The sequence below is a fragment of the Cellulosilyticum lentocellum DSM 5427 genome, from assembly GCF_000178835.2.
Lineage (GTDB): Bacteria > Bacillota > Clostridia > Lachnospirales > Cellulosilyticaceae > Cellulosilyticum > Cellulosilyticum lentocellum.
In genome coordinates, this window is record NC_015275.1 from 2,774,710 (window position 1) to 2,795,426 (window position 20,717).

General features: G+C 34.9%; 23 protein-coding genes. 2 read left to right on the forward strand and 21 right to left on the reverse strand.

Annotated elements, in window-relative coordinates; translation table 11 throughout:
• Window positions 1–72: 72 nt before the first annotated feature.
• Window positions 73–495, forward strand: coding sequence for a transcriptional regulator PerR (locus tag CLOLE_RS12730; protein ID WP_013657531.1), 423 nt, complete (start codon window positions 73–75; stop codon window positions 493–495).
• Window positions 496–547: 52 nt separating this feature from the next.
• Here the strand turns inward: CLOLE_RS12730 and CLOLE_RS12735 are convergent, their stop codons facing one another.
• The 13 genes from CLOLE_RS12735 to CLOLE_RS12790 all read right to left on the reverse strand — a co-directional run bounded on the left by CLOLE_RS12735 (window position 548) and on the right by CLOLE_RS12790 (window position 11,449).
• Window positions 548–1,720, reverse strand: a complete 1,173-nt coding sequence (locus tag CLOLE_RS12735; RefSeq protein ID WP_013657532.1) for an aminotransferase class I/II-fold pyridoxal phosphate-dependent enzyme — start codon at window positions 1,718–1,720, stop codon at window positions 548–550.
• The gene (locus tag CLOLE_RS12740; protein ID WP_013657533.1) at window positions 1,717–2,202 is read right to left on the reverse strand and encodes an Lrp/AsnC family transcriptional regulator; all 486 of its coding nucleotides are present in this window, start codon (window positions 2,200–2,202) and stop codon (window positions 1,717–1,719) included. The genes CLOLE_RS12735 and CLOLE_RS12740 overlap by 4 nt, the downstream gene beginning before the upstream one ends.
• Window positions 2,203–2,507: 305 nt before the next feature.
• Window positions 2,508–2,864, reverse strand: a complete 357-nt coding sequence (gene spoVAE, locus CLOLE_RS12745) for a stage V sporulation protein AE (protein WP_041713757.1) — start codon at window positions 2,862–2,864, stop codon at window positions 2,508–2,510.
• A gap of 23 nt (window positions 2,865–2,887) precedes the next feature.
• Window positions 2,888–3,895: a stage V sporulation protein AD gene (gene spoVAD, locus CLOLE_RS12750; RefSeq protein ID WP_013657535.1), complete on the reverse strand. Its 1,008-nt coding sequence runs from the start codon at window positions 3,893–3,895 to the stop codon at window positions 2,888–2,890.
• Window positions 3,896–3,904: 9 nt separating this feature from the next.
• Window positions 3,905–4,348, reverse strand: coding sequence for a stage V sporulation protein AC (spoVAC, locus tag CLOLE_RS12755; RefSeq protein WP_013657536.1), 444 nt, complete (start codon window positions 4,346–4,348; stop codon window positions 3,905–3,907).
• Between the two features lie 14 nt (window positions 4,349–4,362).
• Window positions 4,363–4,803, reverse strand: a complete 441-nt coding sequence (locus CLOLE_RS12760) for a stage V sporulation protein AB (RefSeq protein ID WP_013657537.1) — start codon at window positions 4,801–4,803, stop codon at window positions 4,363–4,365.
• A complete protein-coding gene (locus tag CLOLE_RS12765; protein WP_041712998.1) occupies window positions 4,803–5,432 on the reverse strand; it encodes a stage V sporulation protein AA in 630 nt (209 codons plus the stop codon). The genes CLOLE_RS12760 and CLOLE_RS12765 overlap by 1 nt, the downstream gene beginning before the upstream one ends.
• Entirely contained in the window at window positions 5,398–5,574 is a 177-nt protein-coding gene (locus tag CLOLE_RS23035) for a hypothetical protein (RefSeq protein ID WP_013657539.1), read from the reverse strand. The genes CLOLE_RS12765 and CLOLE_RS23035 overlap by 35 nt, the downstream gene beginning before the upstream one ends.
• Window positions 5,575–5,795: 221 nt before the next feature.
• Complete coding sequence (gene hemZ, locus CLOLE_RS12770; RefSeq protein WP_013657540.1) at window positions 5,796–7,238, reverse strand: coproporphyrinogen dehydrogenase HemZ; 1,443 nt, start codon at window positions 7,236–7,238, stop codon at window positions 5,796–5,798.
• Between the two features lie 19 nt (window positions 7,239–7,257).
• Window positions 7,258–7,896: an MBL fold metallo-hydrolase gene (locus CLOLE_RS12775; protein WP_013657541.1), complete on the reverse strand. Its 639-nt coding sequence runs from the start codon at window positions 7,894–7,896 to the stop codon at window positions 7,258–7,260.
• A gap of 69 nt (window positions 7,897–7,965) precedes the next feature.
• Window positions 7,966–8,415, reverse strand: a complete 450-nt coding sequence (gene dtd, locus CLOLE_RS12780; RefSeq protein ID WP_013657542.1) for a D-aminoacyl-tRNA deacylase — start codon at window positions 8,413–8,415, stop codon at window positions 7,966–7,968.
• 104 nt (window positions 8,416–8,519) lie between these two features.
• A complete protein-coding gene (locus CLOLE_RS12785; protein WP_013657543.1) occupies window positions 8,520–10,751 on the reverse strand; it encodes a RelA/SpoT family protein in 2,232 nt (743 codons plus the stop codon).
• Window positions 10,752–10,936: 185 nt separating this feature from the next.
• Window positions 10,937–11,449: an adenine phosphoribosyltransferase gene (locus CLOLE_RS12790; protein WP_013657544.1), complete on the reverse strand. Its 513-nt coding sequence runs from the start codon at window positions 11,447–11,449 to the stop codon at window positions 10,937–10,939.
• A 290-nt stretch (window positions 11,450–11,739) separates the two neighbouring features.
• Between CLOLE_RS12790 and CLOLE_RS12795 the strand changes: the two genes are divergently transcribed.
• On the forward strand, window positions 11,740–12,144 hold the full coding sequence (locus tag CLOLE_RS12795) for a CvfD/Ygs/GSP13 family RNA-binding post-transcriptional regulator (protein ID WP_013657545.1): 405 nt from the start codon (window positions 11,740–11,742) through the stop codon (window positions 12,142–12,144).
• A 51-nt stretch (window positions 12,145–12,195) separates the two neighbouring features.
• On the opposite strand, the gene CLOLE_RS12800 is transcribed toward CLOLE_RS12795, so the two are convergent.
• From CLOLE_RS12800 to CLOLE_RS12835, 8 genes are all read right to left on the reverse strand, one after another.
• Window positions 12,196–12,933 (reverse strand): tRNA threonylcarbamoyladenosine dehydratase, encoded by a 738-nt coding sequence (locus tag CLOLE_RS12800; protein WP_013657546.1) that lies wholly within the window; start codon window positions 12,931–12,933, stop codon window positions 12,196–12,198.
• A 243-nt stretch (window positions 12,934–13,176) separates the two neighbouring features.
• Window positions 13,177–13,665, reverse strand: coding sequence for a hypothetical protein (locus CLOLE_RS12805; RefSeq protein WP_013657547.1), 489 nt, complete (start codon window positions 13,663–13,665; stop codon window positions 13,177–13,179).
• 111 nt (window positions 13,666–13,776) lie between these two features.
• Entirely contained in the window at window positions 13,777–14,211 is a 435-nt protein-coding gene (locus tag CLOLE_RS12810; RefSeq protein ID WP_013657548.1) for a hypothetical protein, read from the reverse strand.
• Window positions 14,212–14,360: 149 nt separating this feature from the next.
• Window positions 14,361–14,672: a thioredoxin gene (gene trxA, locus CLOLE_RS12815; RefSeq protein WP_013657549.1), complete on the reverse strand. Its 312-nt coding sequence runs from the start codon at window positions 14,670–14,672 to the stop codon at window positions 14,361–14,363.
• Window positions 14,673–14,802: 130 nt separating this feature from the next.
• Entirely contained in the window at window positions 14,803–17,286 is a 2,484-nt protein-coding gene (locus tag CLOLE_RS12820; RefSeq protein ID WP_013657550.1) for a CoA-disulfide reductase, read from the reverse strand.
• A gap of 280 nt (window positions 17,287–17,566) precedes the next feature.
• Complete coding sequence (locus tag CLOLE_RS12825) at window positions 17,567–18,412, reverse strand: hypothetical protein (protein ID WP_013657551.1); 846 nt, start codon at window positions 18,410–18,412, stop codon at window positions 17,567–17,569.
• Between the two features lie 181 nt (window positions 18,413–18,593).
• Window positions 18,594–19,676: a BMP family lipoprotein gene (locus tag CLOLE_RS12830; protein ID WP_013657552.1), complete on the reverse strand. Its 1,083-nt coding sequence runs from the start codon at window positions 19,674–19,676 to the stop codon at window positions 18,594–18,596.
• Window positions 19,677–19,900: 224 nt separating this feature from the next.
• The gene (locus CLOLE_RS12835) at window positions 19,901–20,320 is read right to left on the reverse strand and encodes a DUF3788 domain-containing protein (RefSeq protein ID WP_013657553.1); all 420 of its coding nucleotides are present in this window, start codon (window positions 20,318–20,320) and stop codon (window positions 19,901–19,903) included.
• Window positions 20,321–20,717: the final 397 nt, after the last annotated feature.

Genomic DNA, 20,717 nt, shown 5'->3' on the forward strand with positions numbered 1-20,717 from the left:
GACTTGAATTTTAGCTTACTTTATAATAGAATCTAGTTTAGATAATAGTAATTATTAAAGAGGAGGAGTTTTATGCTAGAATCAACTGCTATTTTAAAAGCACATCACCTTAAAGTAACACCTCAACGTCTTGCTATCTTTAAAATGTTACGTCATACTAACGTGCATCCTAGTGCTGAAACCATTTATAATAGCTTACAAGAAGACCATCCAACCATGAGTTTAGCTACCGTTTATAAGACACTAGATGCCTTTGTACAAAATGGCCTTGTGCAACAGTTGAACTTAGGGGAAGATAGTTACCGCTATGATGCTGATACATCACCTCATAGCCACATGCAATGTACAGTTTGTAAATCAGTAGAAGATATTGAACAACTTCAGCAAGTAGCACCTATTAAGCAAGAAGTTCAAGAATTAACAGGTTATCAGCTTCTTAGTGAGCAATTTTATTTTTATGGTATTTGTCCTGAATGCCAAAAAACAGCACAATAAGGTACTAAAAAAGACACTTTCACATAGATGTAAGAGTGTCTTTTTTAGTACCTTATTTGATTCTTTTACTTACAAAACGTTCAATACGCACAAGGGCTTCTTTTAGCTCTTCAACTGAATAAGCATATGAACATCTAATAAAACCTTCTCCATATGTACCAAATGCAGTACCCGGTACAACTGCTACCTTCTCTTCTTTTAACAGTGTTTCACAAAATTCATCACTAGTCATTCCAGTTTGCTTAATACTTGGAAATACATAAAAAGCACCTTCTGGTTCAAAACAAGATAATCCCATTTGCCTAAAATGCTCTACCATTAAACGTCTTCTTTTATTATAGCTCTCACACATCATAGCCACATCATCATCACCATTCCTCATCGCTTCAATGGCTGCATATTGGCTTGTCGTTGGCGCACACATAATAGCAAATTGGTGCATTTTCGTCATCAATTTCATCAATGGCACTGGCCCTAAAGCATATCCTAAACGCCAGCCTGTCATGGCATAAGATTTAGAAAAACCACTAATTAAAATGGTACGCTCATACATACCTTCAATGCTAGCAATAGAGACATGCTTTTTACCATACGTTAGTTCTCCATAAATTTCATCTGATAACACAATAATATTGGTTTCTCTTAATACTTCAGCAATTGCTTCTAATTCTTCCTTTTCCATAATAGCTCCTGTCGGATTATTAGGATATGGTAAAATAAGTATTTTTGTACGTGGTGTAATATACTGTCTTAACTCATCTGGTGTTAATTTAAAGTTATTTTCTTCCCTTGTAGGTATCGTCACAGGTGTTCCACCAGCAAAAATTGTACATGGCGTATAAGAAACATAGCATGGTTCGGGTATAAGCACCTCGTCACCAGGATTAATTAATATACGAAGCGCCAAATCAATGGCTTCGCTTCCACCTACTGTTACCAAAGTCTGATCTTTAGGGCTATAACTTAAGTCAAATCTTCTTTTCATATAGTTGCAGATTTCTTCACGCAGTTCTAAAAGACCTGCATTAGCAGAATAAAAGGTCTTCCCTTTTTCTAGAGAATAAATGCCCTCTTCACGAATATGCCATGGTGTATCAAAATCAGGTTCTCCAACACCTAATGAAATAGCATCTCCCATTTCATTTGCAATATCAAAAAATTTACGTATTCCCGATGGGGGTACATCCATAATACGCTTTACCATTAATTCATCATAATTTATCATGGCGATACAATCATCCTTCCGTCCTTTTTACCTTCCTCAAAAATCACTCCATAATCTTTATATTTTTTAAGTACAAAGTGAGTGGCTGTACTTAAAACAGAATCTAACGGTGCTAACTTTTGACCAACAAAAAGGGCAACTTCTTTCATTGTTTTTCCTTCGATAATAACCGTAAAGTCAAAACCACCTGACATTAAATAGACAGCTTTTACTTCATTATAATTATAAATACGTTCAGCTACTTTATCGAACCCTTCACCTCTTTGAGGGGTTACACGCACTTCAATAAGTGCTGTGACAATATCTTTTTTGTCTGTATGATCCCAATTAATAAGTGTGTTATAACCGCAAATAATTTGATTATCTTCCATTTCTTTAATCGCCTTGGCCACTTCATGTACCTCTTTGCCAATCATAATGGCAATATCCTCAGCAGTTAATCTGCTATTATTCTCTAAAAGCTCTAAAATTTCATTTTTCATGGTTTTCATCTCCTTTTTACCCTTTAAAGCTTATTATACATCATATGAAAATAAGGTTGCCACATAAATTTTCAAAACATTATATAACGTTATGTCTTTTATGTGATAGTCTTATTGTAATCAACTTTCCTTGTGTTGCACAGAGCCACACTTCTTTGAAACCCTCTAATAGGTGGTTCCCTTATGATGAATAATGCTACTCATACAAATATAGTATTAAGCTCTTGGTATGTTATAAAACACAGTATGCAAAAAAGCTACGTACTATTATCGTTGTACGTAGCCTTTCATTAAGAGCTTATTATTTATGACTTGCTTTTAGGATTAGCCAGTAGCGCTGCCAAATAGCCGAATACAATAGCTGCTGTAATACCTGAAGCTGTTGCTGCTAGGCCTCCTGAAAAGGCACCCATAATCCCACTACTTTTAACTTCTTCTATTGCTCCTTTGGCCAAGGCATAACCAAAACCAGAAATAGGTACTGTTGCTCCTGCCCCTGCAAACTCTACGATGGGTCCATAAACACCTATAGCTTGTAAAACGGCTCCTGCTACCAAGAAAAGCACCATAATTTTACCATTTGTTAATTGAGTACGGTCTAATAAAATCTGTCCTATTAAACAAATAAGACCACCTACTACAAAGCACTTGAGGTATTCCATAAAAATGTCCATTTGTTTGCCTCCTATTTCATTTCAATACATACAGCATGGGCAATACCTGGTATAGTATTTCCTTGTTGTGTACTACCTGGACTCATTAGCGCTCCTGTAGGTACAATTAAAATCTTCTTTAGTTTTTTCTCTACTAACTGTTTATAAAAGTATCCTGTAAAAATAGAAGCAATACAACCACAACCACTGCCACCACAATTGGTTCCTTGCTTTTCATCATCATACATGAGCTTACCACAATCTTGAAGAACACCACTTAAATCTGTTCCTAATTTACCAGCGATATCAATAGCAATATCATAACCACAATTACCTAAGTCTCCAGTAATAATAGCATCAAAATCATTTGGTGTTTGATTGGTATCTTCTAAATGAGCTAAAATCGTATCAACTGCAGCCGGTGCCATAGCTGCCCCCATATTAAAGGTATCTGTCACACCTAAATCTACAATTTTCCCAGGTGTCACACTTGTTACCTTAGGACCTTCTCCGCACCTAGAAAGTAATACAAAACCACTAGCTGTCGTAGTCCATGTTTGTGTTTCTGTACGCTGTCCTCCGTATTCTAAAGGAAATCTAAATTGCTTTTCAGCAGCACAGTTATGACTACTCGTACCTGCTATAACTAAGTCCGCCATGCCTCCTGCAATACACATGCTTGCTAAAGTTATAGATTCCCCCATGGTTGAGCAAGCTCCATACAATCCAAAGAAAGGAATATTAAAATCTTTAACACCAAAGGTACTGGCAATCACTTGATTTTGTAAGTCTCCTGCATAGATGTAATGAATATCAGCAGGCGTTTTACCTGCCCGGTCTAATAAGCCTTGGATCGTTAATTGAACCATACGAGCTTCTGCTTTTTCCCAAGTATCTTCTCCCAGTAATTCATCTTCTAAAGGATGGTCAAAGTATTTTCCCATAGGTCCTTGTACTTCTTTTGGCCCCGCTGTTGCATAAGCATAAGTGATAACAGGAGGCTCTTTAAATGTAATGGTCTGTTTACCAATATGTCCCATAATCTCCTCCTATATAAAATAATAAATAATACCAATTACAACACTAGCAATGGTTCCAAATACAATGACAGGCCCCGCTATAGTAAAAAGTTTAGCTCCTAAACCATAAACATATCCTTCTTTTTTGTATTCCATAGCTGCACTAACCATAGAATTAGCAAATCCAGTAATAGGTACCAACGCACCTGCTCCTCCAAATTTACCTACATTATCATAAATATTAAATGCTGTCATTATGGCGCTAATTAGTATAAGAGAATCTGTTGTTAACGTAGAAGATTCTTGAAAAGAAAAACCAAAAAACATATATCCATTAATTAACAGCTGTCCAATGCTGCAGATGACACCTCCTACCAAAAAAGCTTTTATACTGTTACCAACTACTTTATTTTTAGGTGAATGTTCATCTATAATTTTTTGATACTGACTTTTAAGTTGATTTGTATTTGCCATCGTTACTTACTCCTTTACTGTATGATTTCTAAAAACATAGGGTACAACCAATAAAGTAGTGACCCTATCAGTTTACCTGCAGCTAAAGATAATACGAATAATGAAATGCCTTTTTTAACCTTCACTCTTCTGTTCACAATAGGAAAGACATCCAGCACCTCTGCCAAAGCAATAATAAGGCCTCCTACGAACATCCCAAAGCTAAGTAAAAGTAAGATCACTAACCACGACCATAAATGTAGTCTCATTTCCCACATTGAAAGAATACTACCGCTAATAGCCCCCAGTATAATAGCATTTTCATACCATATGACATGATGACCTGTTTGGGTACGATGTGCCATCATTGGAATAACCCCTATAATGGTAATAAAAGCTACAACACCACCAGAAATAATAATACCTGCGCCCATACTTACTAAAATCCTAGGGATAATTGTTAATATCTCCCTCATTATGGTTCTCCTCTTCGTTTATCAGTAATGCTCTCTATTTCACAATCCTCTACATTCTTTTCATACTGCTTAATTTCTACTTGCATAGGTGTAGGATCATCTGTAATTTTCTTAAAACCAAAGTGATTAAAGAAAACAAGAATCCCTGCTGCTATGCCTATAGAATAAGGAATTGTCAGTAGGAGTGGCTGTTCTTCTTGTCTTCCTGTAAAAATACGATTTAAAATAATAAAGGTCTTTCCTAAAGAAGTGTCTGTATTGTACGTCATAATAGCTACTGTTGCACCTGCAAACACAATAAGACATAGCCCTACTACTTTTACCCATTCCCATACATCATGGGTCTTAGGTGGCTTTTTCCTATATTCAATCACCACATCAGGATCTCCTACACTTTGCACATCTGCTTTGGGATATTCTTTCCAAATCGCATTAATGATATCAATAATAGTCACAATATAACGTCCATTTTTCTGTGTATCTGGTACAAAGAAAATGCGCATAGCATCTACTTTGGCTTTCACCTCTGGAGGTGCAGCCACATCAGCTAGATCTTTAATAGTCACACTACTTAAACCTTGTAAAGTCTTACGTTTATAGGCTCTTACATAAATGGTACACTTTTGCATATCCAAGATAATCGCCCCTATCTACAAACATACCATTGGTAGTTTCTGATTGCTTATGGTCCTCTATATATTTATAAGCTGTAATACTCCCTCCAATAAGTATTAAAGTGAGTAAGGTTAAAATAATAACTCGTTTTTTCATACTACACCTCATTTTATTCTTTTCATTTTTGATTCTTATTCTTTTTTAGTTTTTCCTTTTATAGATTTATTATTCCCTAAACTTATAAAGCTTTATTTTCTTTCAAAATAAATGCTCTCTTTTAAGGTAACTCCCCTCATTACCTTTTCCAACTAAAAAGAACATGTCCTTTGGCTTTCGCTTTTTGGACATGCTCTTTTTGTTATATCTATTATTTACTTTTAACGATATTTCAAAAAACCTTCTCGTTTTCTTTCTATCATTTCATCAATACGTTCAATATAATCCTTTAAACTTTTCACATTCGGTATACGGTCAATACGCTCCCCATTTTGATAGACCATCTTTGTAATAGCCCCTGCTCCCAGAGCAATAATACTTTCTTTTTCTTCCATAATTTCAATGTTATAAACACATTGAGTTCCTGGTGCAGCATAACCCACATTTTCAAAATTACCTAACATATTTTTTTGGCGATACATATAATAAGGTTTCAATCCCATGCGAGCCATACGTTCTTCACAGAGTTCTAGCATTTGCTGAATCTTTTCGCCTTCTGTTAAGGCATATGCTTCTTCACCTGCCATCAGCTCTTCTTTTAAACGAGAAGCTCTTTTAATGGCCATGGTATGAACCGTTATATTTTCTGGACCTAACTTTTCTAGTTCATCTAAAGTATAAGCTACATCTGCAACTGTTTCTCCAGGTAAACCTAAAATCATATCCATATTGATACAATCATGTCCTAGGGCTCTAGCCTCAGCAAAAACACGTTTAATATCTTCTACTCCATGACGTCTGCCAATCGTATCTAATGTTTTTTGATTCATACTTTGTGGATTAATAGAAATACGCCCAACACCTTGCTCTTTCATAATACGTAATTTATCCTTCGTAATGGTATCGGGTCTACCTGCTTCAATCGTATATTCTTCTACCTCTGATAAATCAAAGCTACTTTTAACATGCTCTAATAAACATAAAAGCTGGTCTTCATTTAAACTTGTGGGTGTTCCTCCTCCTATATATAAACTACGAATAGGCACTCCTTTTTTTGCTTCAGCCACAAAAGTTATTTCTTTAAAAAGCGCTTCTAAATAAGGCTCTACTTGAGCTTCACATTTTTCTAAGCTATACGCGGTAAAGGAACAATAAACACATCTTGTTGGACAAAAAGGAATACCTATATATAAACTGATTTCTTCTGGTTTATTTTGACGTAAAATAGCCAGTTCTTCTTTGGCTACCTCTCGCATCAGTATTCTTTTATTAGCACTTACTAAATATTCAGCTTTCAAATGTGCATCGATTACTTCATCATTTAGCCCTTCTTCTAATAATTCATGGACTAATTTAGTTGGTCTAATCCCTGTTAAAATTCCCCATGGCATCTTACGATTGGTATAATCTGTTAAAGTCATATAAACTGCTTTCTTTAAAGCTTGTTTCAGTGCTTTTTTATCCGCTAAAGGATCTCCTATTTCCTTAACAGGATAAATCGCTTCATTTAATAAGAGATCCCCATCCTTTAGTTTTGCATAGACTTTTGGTTTTTGATAATGCGTCTCAAGCTGTAACTCATCCTGAATATAGGGTGTAAACAAATTAATGATATTACTGATTTCATATTCAGCATCATGACCTTCACATCGTAAATTAATCATCTTTTTTTCATCCTTTATATTAATCGAAAAAATTAAAAACAGGGTTTGTTTCTTTTTCCTTCTTCACTGTAGTGGCATTGCCATGTCCAGGGTAAAGTATGGTTTCATCTGGCAAAGTAAAGATTTGTGCACGAATAGCGCTCAATAGACGGTTGCTATTACCTCCTGGTAAGTCTGAACGCCCTACTGATCCTGCAAAAATAATATCTCCAACAAAAGCTAATCTATCCTTCTCAGAATAATACGCCACTCCATCTGCAGTATGCCCTGGTGCATAGATGACACGCACTTTAAAATCACTATTTGCGTCTAAAATAATTTCATCCCCGTGCTCTACATAGTAATCTGCTGATAAGGTAAATGCTTCACCCAATTGACTAGAGTAATTCCAGTTGGCATCTTCTAAATATTTTTTCCCTTCTTGATGAATGATGATACTACACCCAAGTGCCTCTCGAATAGCTTCTGCTGCTCCTATATGATCCACATGCCCATGAGTTAGTAATATTTTTTCAATCACATACCCGCGCTCTTTAATATAAGCCAAAAGACGAGGTGCTTCTGCTCCTGGATCAATAATAAAACCATGCTTTGTTTGTTCATCTATATAAAAGTAAGTATGTTCTTGAAGCATGCCTACAGTTAAATTGTGTATCATAAATAATCCTCCTATCGCTATTAAACGCCTTCATTATACTATTATCTTTGTCTTTTTTACAACTTTTCTTTAAAACTGCTTACTACTATCAATTAAAATCGTTACTGGTCCATCATTGACTAAACTCACCTTCATATCTGCTTGAAACTGGCCTGTTTCAAAAGGCACATTTTCTTGTTTTAATTTCTCAATAAATTGATTGTATTTCTTTTCTGCCTCTTCTACACTTCCAGATGCAATAAAACTTGGCCTCATACCTTTAACAACACTACCATACAAAGTGAATTGAGGTACAATTAGTAATTCTCCACCGATATCTTGTACTGAAAGATTCATTTTTCCTTCTTGATCTGAGAAAATTCTAAGTCCTACTAATTTTTTTATCACATATTGAAGATCAGACTCTGTGTCTTCAGCCCTAACAGCTACTAATACCATAAGCCCTTCATCAATAGCACCAATTATCTTCCCATCTACTTGAACAGATGCTTCACTCACACGTTGTACCACAGCTCTCATTCATGTTCTCCTTTCTGCACTACACTGCTTTTAGTAAGAGTACAAAAAGGGACTGTTATCAAACCATTTAATAGCTTAATAACCTTCCCTTTTTCAATTTTATTTTAAGATGAAACACGTATAATCTCTAATACATCTCTTACGCCATTAATTTTTCTTGTTAGCTCCTCAAGTTGATAAATATCATGAATTTCTATCTTCACATTAAAAACAGCATTGCCTTTAGTTGTTTTAGCATTGAGAGATTTAACAGGTAATTTCATATCTGTTAATATCTTAGAAATATCAACGATAATACCTAGGCGATCTAAACAAGTAATTTGAATCTCTGTCACGTAAGTACGCTTTTCAGCTGCTTGTTTTTCTTCTAACCAAGTGGCTTCAATTAAACGCTCTTTTTCTTCTGGTGGCATATTCAGCACATTCACACAATCGGCGCGATGAATAGAAACGCCTCGCCCTCTAGTGATATAACCAATAATGTCATCTCCTGGTAATGGACCACAGCATTTAGAAAATCGTACTGCAATGTCTCCTACTCCTTTTACAACAATACCACTAGAATGCTTCTTCTGTCTGGATGGTCCTGTTTCAACCACTTCATTATGGGTCTGCATCACTTGCTCAGGTGTCACTAACTCTTTTTTCACCTTAAGGGTTTCATCAATGAGCTTTTGAATAATTTGGCGTTCTTTCATACTACCATAACCAATAGCCGCACAAATTGCATTCCATGATTTCATCCCATAACGCCTGTAGATGACCTCTACCACAGCATTGTCTGTTAGATAAGATAAATTATAACCTCTTTGCTTAGCCGCAATCTCAAGAAGTTCCTTGCCTTTGATAATATCTTCATCCTTATACTGTTTACGGAACCATTGATTAATTTTAGTACGTGCCTGGGTACTTTTAACAATATTAAGCCAATCCCTGCTAGGGCCTTTAGCATTACTAGCTGTTAAAATTTCTACGCGGTCTCCATTTTTTAGCACATAGTCAATAGTGACGATTTTGCCATTCACCTTGGCACCTATCATTTTATTACCTACCCCACTATGAATGTGGTAAGCAAAATCAATCGGCGTAGATCCCTTTGGTAAGGTTAATAATTCTCCAGAAGGTGTAAACACATAGACTTGATCACCATAAACATCTAAGTCACCTTTTAAAGCACTCATAAATTCTTGGTTATCACTCATATCTCTTTGCCACTCTAAAATTTCACGTAGCCAAGTTAACTTTTCTTCTGACTTATCTTGAGTACCTTGATCCGTTTTACCTTCTTTATATTTCCAGTGCGCTGCAATACCGTATTCTGCTGTACGATGCATCTCTTCTGTACGAATTTGCATCTCAAAAGGTGTTCCTTCTTCTCCCATTAAAGTAGTGTGAAGTGAACGATACATATTAGGTTTAGGCATGGCAATATAATCTTTAAAACGACCTGGAATAGGTGTGTACATTTCATGAATAATTCCTAGGACACCATAACAATCCTTAACACTTTTGACAATTGCACGTACGGCAAACAGGTCATAAATTTGGTCTAAGGTCTTATTCTTATTAACAATTTTCTTATAGATACTGAAGAAATGTTTAGGTCTGCCTTCAATAACAGCTTCAATTCCTGCTGCACTTACCTTTTCCTTAATCTGCTGTACAATGTGCTCGATATATTGAATACGTTCCATGCGTTTACTTGAAATTTGATGTGCTAATTCATAGTAAACCTCTGGTTCCATATATCTTAAAGACAAATCTTCAAGATCTGCTTTGATTTTACAAATTCCCAAACGATGTGCAATAGGCGCATAAATATTAAGTGTTTCTTCTGCAATTTCTTTTTGTTTAGCCGGTGTCATAAACTTTAAAGTCTGCATATTATGCAAACGGTCAGCAAGTTTAATGAGTACGACACGAATATCTTGAGCCATAGCCAAAAACATTTTTCGATAGTTTTCAGCTTGGATTTCTTCTTTTTGAAGCTGCTTATTTTGAGCAGAATATTGAATCTTTCCTAATTTAGTTACACCATCTACTAAAAGGGCTACTTCCTTATTAAATAAACGTTCAATATCTTCTAAGGTATAGTCCGTATCCTCAACTACATCGTGTAAAAGTCCAGCCACAATAGATTCGATGTCTAATTCTAAGTCTGCTAAGTTACACGCTACCTCTAAAGGGTGAATAATGTAGGGTTCTCCTGATTTTCTAAGCTGCGATTCATGAGCTGATTTAGCTAGCTGATAAGCTCTTTCCACCATTTCTAGATTGTCAGAAGGGTGATACGAACGTATTTTTTTTATTAGTCTTTCATAAATTTCATCCGGCATCTTTAACCCCCCCTTTATGTAGTGTCATTATAATTATTTAATATTATAGACATATTAAACTAAAAATTCAATGCCATTATCTATAAACTTACTTATGTTACGGTATTTTTACAGTTTTCCCGAAAGTTTTGATATAAAAAAATAATAAATAAGCAAAGCTCACGGCTTTGCTTATTTATTATTGCCTAATATTTTAAAATAGATTCAATCTCATATCCTTTTAACAACTCTCTACCTTTAAGGAATTCAAGTTCAATAAGGAATACAATCTTAACAACTTCTCCGCCCATTCTTTCAATTAAATCAATCATGGCTTTTGTTGTACCACCAGTTGCTAGTAAATCATCTACAATAACAACCTTTTGACCTTTTTGAATAGCATCAATATGCATTTCAATTGTAGATGAACCATATTCTAAATCATAAGTTTGTGAAACACATTGATAAGGTAATTTACCTGGCTTTCTAACAGGAATAAAGCCTTTTTTTAATTTATACGCAGTAGGTACACCAAAGATAAAGCCTCTTGCTTCTGGACCTACTACACTATCAAATTCTACATTTTCCAAGTGTGCAGCAATTTGATCAATAGACTCACTTAATCCTTCCCCATCTTGTAAGAGTGTGGTAATATCTTTAAAAAGTATACCCTCTTTTGGAAAATCTTTTACATCACGAACAAGAGCATATAAGTTCATATATTGCCTCCTAAAATATTATTCTTGTTAGCCTTTATTTTTAGAGCGATTGCCCTCGCACCTTTTTTCTTCTCATATAGGTTGCTTTTAAACTATTTTTATGACAAATTTCATTATAACATAGTATTTCATTTCTGATAATAGGTTTTGCGATATTTTTTTACCTTTATTAACGCATAGGATTAACTTTTTTAGTAAAGAATTTGATGAAATATTTTTTAAATAAGTATACATCCATTGGCAAACTATGCTATAATGTAGAAGTTATATATTTTAATAGGAGTGTTATCATGTCGGAAAAATTTCAAGTAGGCCAAATTATTGAAGGAACTGTAACAGGAATCAAACCTTTTGGAGCTTTTGTTTCATTAGATGAAACAACCCAAGGACTTGTGCATATCTCTCACATCACACATGGTTATTTAGAAAACATTAATGATGCTGTTAAAGTAGGAGATCAAGTCAAGGTTAAAATCTTATCTATTGATACTGAAAAAAACAAAATTTCTCTTTCTATTAAAGAAACACAAGAGAAACCTAAAGCACCTTCTTCTAGACCGTCTTCTTCTAGACCATCTGCTGCAAAAGCACCTAAAAAAGAAACTCCTACAGAAAGCTTTGAAAATCTTATGAAAGACTTCATGAAGTTTTCTAATGACCGTCAAGCGGATATTAACAAACGTTTAAATCGCTAAGTACTATTTATTCACGCAGATGTTAAAAGGCACCTTATAAGGTGCCTTTTTTTAATGACATTCATTTATTTTGTTGTCTATTAAATCTTTAATTACCTCTGCTGCTATAATAAGCCCTGATGTAGCTGTTACAAAAACCATAGAACCTGGTGTTTGTCTTCTTGCTGCACCTGCACCACCATGAACTAAACTTTGATCTGGTTTAATAGGTGCTTCTGTAGAATAAACTACTTTTAATTTTTTAATGCCTCTTTTTCTTAATTCGCTTCTCATGACTTTTGCAAGTGGACACATACTTGTTTTATAAATATCAGTTACTACCAATTTCGTTGGATCTAATTTATTAGCTGCACCCATAGCACTTATAACTGGAATTCCCATTGCTTTCGTGCGTTCTATTAAATCTAATTTAGAGGTCACCATATCAATGGCATCTACTACATAATCATAACTTTTATCTAAAAGTGTCTCAGCTGTTTCAGCTGTATACATTTCTTTAAAAGCCACAACTTCGATTTCTGGATTAATCTCTAACACTCTCTCTTTCATAAGCTCTGCTTTTGATTGTCCCACAGTCTTACTAGTAGCATGAATTTGTCTGTTAATATTACTTATACAGACCTCGTCATGATCAATTAAAACTAATTTACCTACACCACTTCTAGCTAAGGCTTCTACTGTATATGAACCTACACCACCTATACCAAAAACAGCCACTTTACTTTCTTTCAGCTTTTTTAATCCTTCTTCTCCTATAAGCATTTCGCTTCTTGAAAATGCGTGTAACATATATAAACTCCTTCTATAACTCAAGCTGTATTTTCGTTATTTTTTCCATTTTTTAATTAATAAGCCTGTCAAATTTTGTATGCTTCATTCATATATTATAGGAGTTTCGATTATTTGACAACCTTAAATTTCTTTAAGCCCTATTTACTACAATAACAGTATCATTATGTTTTTCACTGTTTTATTTATAATCAAAATGGATTGCATAAAAAAGTCCATGAGATTCTCATGGACTTTTCTTATTTACTGATTTTTCTTACCTCTATCATAAATTTCCTTAAATCTAGTTTCTGAAAGCGTAAGTGCTTCTCTTATATCCTCTTTATTAATAAATTGATCAGCCATTTTTTCTGCTATAGCTTCTACAGCATCTTTACAATCTGCATAATTAGTGTAATTTCTACATCCCATATAACAATCCATCATTTGTAAAAAAAACGATATACTTTCATCTGTAATACTATCTATTCTATCCCATGACCAACCACTAGGCACCATCTTGTAAGTGGTTTGTAATGCTTCTAAACCTTCTTCATAGGTCGATTCACTATTACGCATAATTTCAATATCAGCTATGCATGATTTGACAAAATCTACATAAAAAGTTTGCTCTTCTTCACTTAGAGCTTCCTTTGCTTCTTTTGTCAACGCATAAGGCTCAACTGCTTTTTTTTGACATCCTACTACAAATAATAGGCTTATGCATAATCCTATTAGGATTATTCTTTTCATTACACCTACTCCCCCCTATTTTAAAGAAGTTATTTTATGTCTTATTTTAACACATTATTCTCACTTTTGTTATAATTATTTTCAATATTTCATCTAATTGGTATATTTAAATTACAAGAAATGTCTCAACTCCACTGCAAGACTTTCTTCTAATGTAACCAACTGCTTAGCTATAGAAATAGATTCTTGATCTGCTTCTTTATACTTATTCATATATTTACATAAGGACTTTATGCCCATATTACAGCCATCTGTAATTAAATCAGCAACTTCTGCATCGCATTCATTTTGCATAAGCTTCACATTAACTTTAAGCCAAGACATCACTTTGGCAATAGGATTAGGTTCTTTCTCCTCATCATGATACTCACTTAATAAAACATGCGTTTTATCTCCCCAATCTTCATGAGCTTTTTTAGAATCCACTAATATTTTTTTAAGTGATTCACTCTTAATACTTTCTAGTACTTCATCAATAGACGTTACTGCCATCTTAGCACCAGCATTACATTCTTTAAGCAATTTAATTGTATCTTGATTTGCCATTAATCAGTCGCTCCTTATTTTATTAGATATTCTTATTTATCTTTCCTTTTCTCAACTTATTTATACTACTTCATTTTTGCTTTTTTGTTTTCTCCATATAAAAACCCTTAAGCTGTTCTTTTATCAAAGATCAACTCAAGGGCCTTATTTTATCTATTTAACATATTTAATATCATTTGTTTTGGCTTTACACCAACACTTGTGTCTACTAGCTGACCATCCTTGATTAAAGCTAATGTTGGTATACTTGCTACTTTAAAATCTGCTGCTAATTCTGGTTGTTCATCAATATTTACCTTGCATACTTTAATACCTGTCGTTTCATTAGCAATCTCATCTACAATAGGCGAAAGCATACGACAAGGTCCACACCAAGGTGCCCAAAAATCAATCAAAACTGGTGTATCTGCTTTTTTTACTTCTAAATCAAAATTTCCTTTTGTGATATTAATAACGCTCATCCCATCCACTCCTCTATTTATTCATATGACTCCGCTTAAGCTTTGTCAAAATTATTTACTTTAACTAACTCTATTATAATACTTTCTTTTGGCTACTTCTGTGACTCTATCACTTAAAAGTTATTTCTTATTAAATAAATAAGTTGAGTCCTGAATCTTCTGCTGCCCCTAAATAAGAAGCTACACCACCAATTTCTACACCTTCTATAAATTCTTCTTTTTTAATTCCCATGAGTTCCATACTCATGGAACAAGCCACTATTTTTACACCCATATTCATGGCATTCTTAATCAAGGTATCTAGATCATCTACTTGATGTTTCTTCATAATCTTTTTAATCATCCATGCACCCATACCACCCATATTCATATGAGAGAGACCTAACTGATTCGTATGTTTAGGTAACATGATATCAAATAGTTTTTCTACTAGATCTTTCTTTACCTTAGGTTTATTTTTTCTTTTTAAGATATTTAGTCCCCAAAAGGTGAAAAATAAAGTAACAGGTTTACCCATAGAAGCTGCTCCTGTTGCAATAATAAAGGAAGCAATTGCCTTATCTAAATCACCACTAAATACCACCATCGTAGCGCCTTCTTTTCCTTGACTGATTTGCACCTGATTCAGCAACTGTTCTTTAGTTTCTTTGACTCCTTTTTGAATATAAGCAATAAAAGCTTTTTGCTGATTATCGAAACTGGTTTCAAGTAATGTGTTTTGTGTTTTATCACACCATGCACCAATATCCTTAGTAAAACCAGGGTCACTTGCTTTTACTTCTAAGATTTCCCCTTCTTCCATTTGCTGTACTTGTTCATATACTTTTCTAATAGGACCTGGACACTGAAGACCACAGGCATTTAACGTGATATTGGGACCTAATTGTTTTTGCTTAACTGTCACTACTGATTCACTTCCTTTCTCTGCTTCTCTCTTTTCTATTTTCTTTTGACTTAAGGCCTCTTTAGCTTTTTGAACGGCAAGATAGGTTTTCATACCTCCATCAATATTCTTACATGAATAGCCCAAAGCCATTAACAAACGGCAGGCTACATAACCTCTTTGCCCTATTTGACAAGTTACATAAATGTCTTTTTCCTTAGGCAATTCTGATATTCGTTGTCTCAGACTACTAAGTGGTATATTGACGGACTTTGGAATTACACCAGTCACTAGTTCAAATGGTTCTCTTACATCTAAAATAAATGCCCCTTGGCTTACAAGGCTATCCACCTCGTACCACTGAGTATTTTCTACTAACCCCTCTATAAGATTGGCAGCATAATACCCTAGCATGTTAACCGGGTCTTTAGCTGAATTATAAGGTGGAGCATAACAAGGTTCTATGTCTTGTAAGTCTATAACTTTGAGACCACCTTTAATGGCTACTGCTAAAACATCTATTCTCTTTTCTACCCCTTCCATCCCTACACCTTGTGCACCTAAGATTTCACCTGTTTTAGGATCAAATAACATTTTAAAAGCAATAGGAAAGGCTCCTGGATAGTAGCTTGCATGGGCATTAGGATGAATATGCACCACTTCATAAGAACGCCCTAGACGCTTTAGCATCTTTTCATTATTTCCTGTAGTCGCCACTGTGTAATCAAAGACCTTGGCAACTGCTGATCCTAATGTTCCTTTATAATGAGATGCTCTTCCACAAATATGGTCTGCTACCACTCTGCCTTGCCTATTAGCTGGCCATGCTAAAGGAATCATCATTTTCTCACCACTTACAAAGTCTTTAATGCTAACAGCATCCCCAAGTGCATAAATCGATTCGTCAGAAGTACGCATGTATTCATCAACTATAATAGAACCTTTTTCTGTTACCTCTAGGCCTACTGCTTTTGCTATAGTCGTTTCTGGTGTTACCCCTATAGCCATAATAATCATATCTGTCGCAATAACCTCTCCACTACTTAAGACAACTTGATGCCCTTCTTGCTCAAAAGCTTCAACACTTTGATTTAAGATAAGGTTTATACCTTGATCTAGAAGATGTTCATGAATGATACTGGCCATTTCTATATCTAAAGGAGCCATGACTTGAGGAGTTGCTTCAATAAGTGTTACCTCTAGCTTCTGATGCTTTAAATTTTCCACCATCTCTAGTCCAATAAAGCCCCCACCAATGACAACTGCTTTTTGAGGTTTTTCACTATCTATATAAGCTTTGATACGATCTGTATCTGGAATATTGCGCAAGGTGAAGAGCTGTTTACATTCTGAAAGTCCTTTGATAGGTGGCACTGTTGGCTTTGCCCCTGGAGACAGGACAAGTTTGTCATATTTTTCACAATAAATCTCGTCAGTTTTTAAATTTTTAATGGTTAATTGTTTCTGCTCACGATCAATCGCTATCACTTCTGACAAGATACGAATATCTATTTTAAACTTATGGGACATCTCCTCAACGGTTTGTAACAGAAGCTGTTCTCTTTCTGAAATAACACCGCCTATATAATAAGGTAAACCACAATTTGCAAAAGAAATATACTCCCCTTTTTCAAACATGATAATATCTGCTTCTTCGTCTAGACGTCTTAATCTCGCAGCAGTAGAAGCACCACCTGCTACCCCACCTACAATTACTATTTTTTTACTCATATACATGCTCCTTCTATTTGTTAATTTATTAATTATTGTTCATTTTATTACTCATCATTGTAACCCCATTATCTTTTTCTCTCCGTAACTAAGTCACCAAGAAAGTGGGCTAGCGTCCACATTTCTTCCCCTAGGGAACCCTAGCTTCCCTTCGACCCTGACAAAAAACACGTCAGCTGAGGACTCTCCTGAATACGGCAGGAAATACTTTCCTAGACTATAAAAAAAGAAACACCTGCTTCTCTATTGAGAAGGAAGTATTTCTTTTTTCTACTTACTCTTACCATTGATTTATTTGAAGTACTTGCAACTGCATTTTATAGCTGATCCCTTGGGACTTGTTAAAGGGCCATTCCATATAAGTTGTTTGTTGTTTCTTAATAGTCCCTTTTAAAATTTCTTCTTCTATCTGCTCTATAGCTTGAATAGCTCCTTGTATGCTCCCTACTTGATTACTTTTACTCAGTTCACAGCCAACAATAGCTTTATACTTAGTCACTTGCCAAAAAGCATCATTAAACTTTCTAACCACCTTTTCATTAAGCTGAATAATCTTTTGTCTCACCCGCTCATCCTGCTGTCCTAATGTTTGTAATATGACCTGCCAAATCCAATCAAACATAGAAATAAGCTGGCTATGTACCCCTATTATTACGCCATACTCATAGCACTTTGTTCCTAAATCTAACTGTGTTTGATCAAAGTTGATTTCCACTTTATGAAGATAGCAAAGCGCCTGATCAACTAACTCATGGATATTGGTCTTTAACCCTTTTTTTCTGACTTCCGTTACCAAAAGATCTGCATACTGTCTATATACTGTGGCACCTATAAAGGTGAAATCACATACCTTTATTTGAATTTTATTAGATTCAGCTAATCCATACTGTTTAAGAGCTTCCTTCATCGCCATCTCATCTTGATCAAGTAAACAAATAGTACTAAAATGTTCTGATAAAAGTTGAAGGTCTAGATCATTACATCGCCCTGCCCCCCAAATAGCCAATTGACTTTTTGCTGGCAACTCACTGATGATATAAGATGTTAGTGCCTTTCTGTAATCCTTCCATTCTGTGAAAGCCTGTTCTAGTATCTGTAGCTGTTTTAACTGATCATACACATTCATATTATAAACTCCTGCCTATTGTCTTTCTATTCATCTTTCTCTTTATCTTATCACATTACAGCCACTACATGCATGTAATAAAAAATATAGAGAAATTCACCTATTATATAGCCCTATTATATGACAAAAGGCAAAGCCTTTTATGACTTTGCCTTTTGATTATACTTGAGCAACCACCTGCTTATTCTTCGCCACTTACCACAATATTTCCTGCTTTAATCTGGTCAGTCACTTGTTTAACAGTATTGATCGTTTCTTCTGATAAATTAGGATTATTGGCTGGAATACCTACACCGTTATTAGCCACATTAAAGGTAAGTGTTTGTCCACCTGGGAATTTACCCTCTACCTCTGCTTTAATCATATCATAGGTGGATTGATCTAAATATTTAATAGCAGAAGTCAGAATAACCGATTGATTACTTCCTGTTTCATAAATACCATCCATATATTGATCTACGTCTACGCCAATTACCCAAGCTTCTTCCCCTTTAGCTGCTCTTCCTTTTGCTTCAGTAATAACACCTAAACCCACATCACCTGCAGCTGCAAAGATCGCTCTAACCCCTCTATCATACATTTGTGCTGAGAGCTGTTGCCCACCTGCTTTATCATCAAAGCTACCTATATAAATAATATTTTCATCCTTTAATGAAATACGGGTACCTAAATGCTCATTCGCATAAGAAATGCCTTGTTCAAAACCACTTTTATATCTTTTTACAGAAGGAATTGCCATTCCTCCTATAAAACCAAAGTCACCTTCTTTGATTTGCTTGGCTGCTGCAACACCAGCTAAAAAGCCTGCTTCTTGTTCTGAAAAATAAATAGCCACTGTATTATTACCTACCTTCACGCTTCCAGCGTGATCACGTGGAGACCCATCTATTAATACAAACTTTGCATCTAGATATTTCGTTTGAGCAACATAAATAGCTGTTTCAAATTTATACCCAGGTGTTACAATAAATCTATACTCTGCATCATATAAATTGGCAATTTGCTGTAAATAATCTGCTTCTGTTGCACCATTAGGCTGTAAGTATTTCGTTTGACTTACTGTATCTTTAATGCCTTCCCAGGTCCCTTGATTAAATGAACGATCATCAATTGTTCCTGAATTAGTAACCATCCCTACACGAAGGTCTGTCTCTAATCTTTGAAACTTGGATGACATTTGAGAAGATGCCCCACTTCCACAACCTACTAATAAACTGACGGTAAGCATGCTGCTTATTAATATACTTAAAAACTGTTTTTTCATTTGATACACCTACTTCATCCATATTATCGTACGCGTCACATTAAACTTCGTACCTTTCCTATTTTATATTGTAGTAGTATCTACATCCCCCAAAAAAATATACCAACAATCTACTTTTATTAAAATAGCAAAAGAGCTAGCCTTCATCAGACTAACTCTTTTATCCTTAAGTTATTAATTTACCTAACACTTCTCTCAAATACTCTCCTAATAGGAGTCACTATTTATTTAACACCACATACTTTTACTTTTAATAATCTTTTTATATCCTCTACATGTTCTTGAGATAAAACTCGGTAATGAATCCACCCCCCATCACCACAGATATATTTATGATCGATATGCTCTTGTGCGTAACGATGCATTTCCCCGTACACCGCTTCAAATTGCTTATTGGATAATCTAAGCATGATTGTCAAAGCCCCTGCTTCAGCAAAAATATCACAAATCAGTTTTTGCTGTTCGCGATGTGTTATACTCCAACCATAAGTATTGCCATATGGAAAGCGGATTTCTGTTTGAGTTCCAAGTTGTTCTACAAGATAATGATTAATCTCCTTAAATAAATTTCCATTCACGCCACAATATGTATTCATTTCTTCTATAGTAGGTATGCTATTTTTATCAAGCATTCTATCAAACATAAGTACCTCCCTTAGCTTTTCTATATATTCTAGCTCATGGCAACTAGTTTTTTGTTAACAACCCTGCTTATCCAAGCCATAGCGTCTCTCTCTTTTATACAATATTATACCCACCTCAAGATATAGTCAAATATACTCCACCTTCTTAAATGTATCTAGTATACCCCTTTAGCCTTGTTGCATTTTGTAACTTTGTGTGACAAAAATAAAATCAGTATTTACACTTGCTACTCTCTAAAACAATTCCTTACTTCAATATACAGCCATTTATCTTAACATTTATGGGACTAACATTTGTAAAAAATTTTCTTCATTTTTTATTAGGGATTCAGTTACTCGACCACATATATAGAAGTGTAAAAACAAAACAAATAACTTCCCACGGCAAATTACCACA

What these genes read in the sequence shown, in the direction of transcription:
- CLOLE_RS12730 (WP_013657531.1), top strand. Translation starts at nt 73, where the DNA reads ATGCTAGAATCAACTGCTATTTTAAAAGCACATCACCTTAAAGTAACA.
- CLOLE_RS12735 (WP_013657532.1), bottom strand. Translation starts at nt 1,720, where the DNA reads ATGATAAATTATGATGAATTAATGGTAAAGCGTATTATGGATGTACCC.
- CLOLE_RS12740 (WP_013657533.1), bottom strand. Translation starts at nt 2,202, where the DNA reads ATGAAAAATGAAATTTTAGAGCTTTTAGAGAATAATAGCAGATTAACT.
- spoVAE (WP_041713757.1), bottom strand. Translation starts at nt 2,864, where the DNA reads ATGGAATACCTCAAGTGCTTTGTAGTAGGTGGTCTTATTTGTTTAATA.
- spoVAD (WP_013657535.1), bottom strand. Translation starts at nt 3,895, where the DNA reads ATGGGACATATTGGTAAACAGACCATTACATTTAAAGAGCCTCCTGTT.
- spoVAC (WP_013657536.1), bottom strand. Translation starts at nt 4,348, where the DNA reads ATGGCAAATACAAATCAACTTAAAAGTCAGTATCAAAAAATTATAGAT.
- CLOLE_RS12760 (WP_013657537.1), bottom strand. Translation starts at nt 4,803, where the DNA reads ATGAGGGAGATATTAACAATTATCCCTAGGATTTTAGTAAGTATGGGC.
- CLOLE_RS12765 (WP_041712998.1), bottom strand. Translation starts at nt 5,432, where the DNA reads ATGCAAAAGTGTACCATTTATGTAAGAGCCTATAAACGTAAGACTTTA.
- CLOLE_RS23035 (WP_013657539.1), bottom strand. Translation starts at nt 5,574, where the DNA reads ATGAAAAAACGAGTTATTATTTTAACCTTACTCACTTTAATACTTATT.
- hemZ (WP_013657540.1), bottom strand. Translation starts at nt 7,238, where the DNA reads ATGATTAATTTACGATGTGAAGGTCATGATGCTGAATATGAAATCAGT.
- CLOLE_RS12775 (WP_013657541.1), bottom strand. Translation starts at nt 7,896, where the DNA reads ATGATACACAATTTAACTGTAGGCATGCTTCAAGAACATACTTACTTT.
- dtd (WP_013657542.1), bottom strand. Translation starts at nt 8,415, where the DNA reads ATGAGAGCTGTGGTACAACGTGTGAGTGAAGCATCTGTTCAAGTAGAT.
- CLOLE_RS12785 (WP_013657543.1), bottom strand. Translation starts at nt 10,751, where the DNA reads ATGCCGGATGAAATTTATGAAAGACTAATAAAAAAAATACGTTCGTAT.
- CLOLE_RS12790 (WP_013657544.1), bottom strand. Translation starts at nt 11,449, where the DNA reads ATGAACTTATATGCTCTTGTTCGTGATGTAAAAGATTTTCCAAAAGAG.
- CLOLE_RS12795 (WP_013657545.1), top strand. Translation starts at nt 11,740, where the DNA reads ATGTCGGAAAAATTTCAAGTAGGCCAAATTATTGAAGGAACTGTAACA.
- CLOLE_RS12800 (WP_013657546.1), bottom strand. Translation starts at nt 12,933, where the DNA reads ATGTTACACGCATTTTCAAGAAGCGAAATGCTTATAGGAGAAGAAGGA.
- CLOLE_RS12805 (WP_013657547.1), bottom strand. Translation starts at nt 13,665, where the DNA reads ATGAAAAGAATAATCCTAATAGGATTATGCATAAGCCTATTATTTGTA.
- CLOLE_RS12810 (WP_013657548.1), bottom strand. Translation starts at nt 14,211, where the DNA reads ATGGCAAATCAAGATACAATTAAATTGCTTAAAGAATGTAATGCTGGT.
- trxA (WP_013657549.1), bottom strand. Translation starts at nt 14,672, where the DNA reads ATGAGCGTTATTAATATCACAAAAGGAAATTTTGATTTAGAAGTAAAA.
- CLOLE_RS12820 (WP_013657550.1), bottom strand. Translation starts at nt 17,286, where the DNA reads ATGAGTAAAAAAATAGTAATTGTAGGTGGGGTAGCAGGTGGTGCTTCT.
- CLOLE_RS12825 (WP_013657551.1), bottom strand. Translation starts at nt 18,412, where the DNA reads ATGAATGTGTATGATCAGTTAAAACAGCTACAGATACTAGAACAGGCT.
- CLOLE_RS12830 (WP_013657552.1), bottom strand. Translation starts at nt 19,676, where the DNA reads ATGAAAAAACAGTTTTTAAGTATATTAATAAGCAGCATGCTTACCGTC.
- CLOLE_RS12835 (WP_013657553.1), bottom strand. Translation starts at nt 20,320, where the DNA reads ATGTTTGATAGAATGCTTGATAAAAATAGCATACCTACTATAGAAGAA.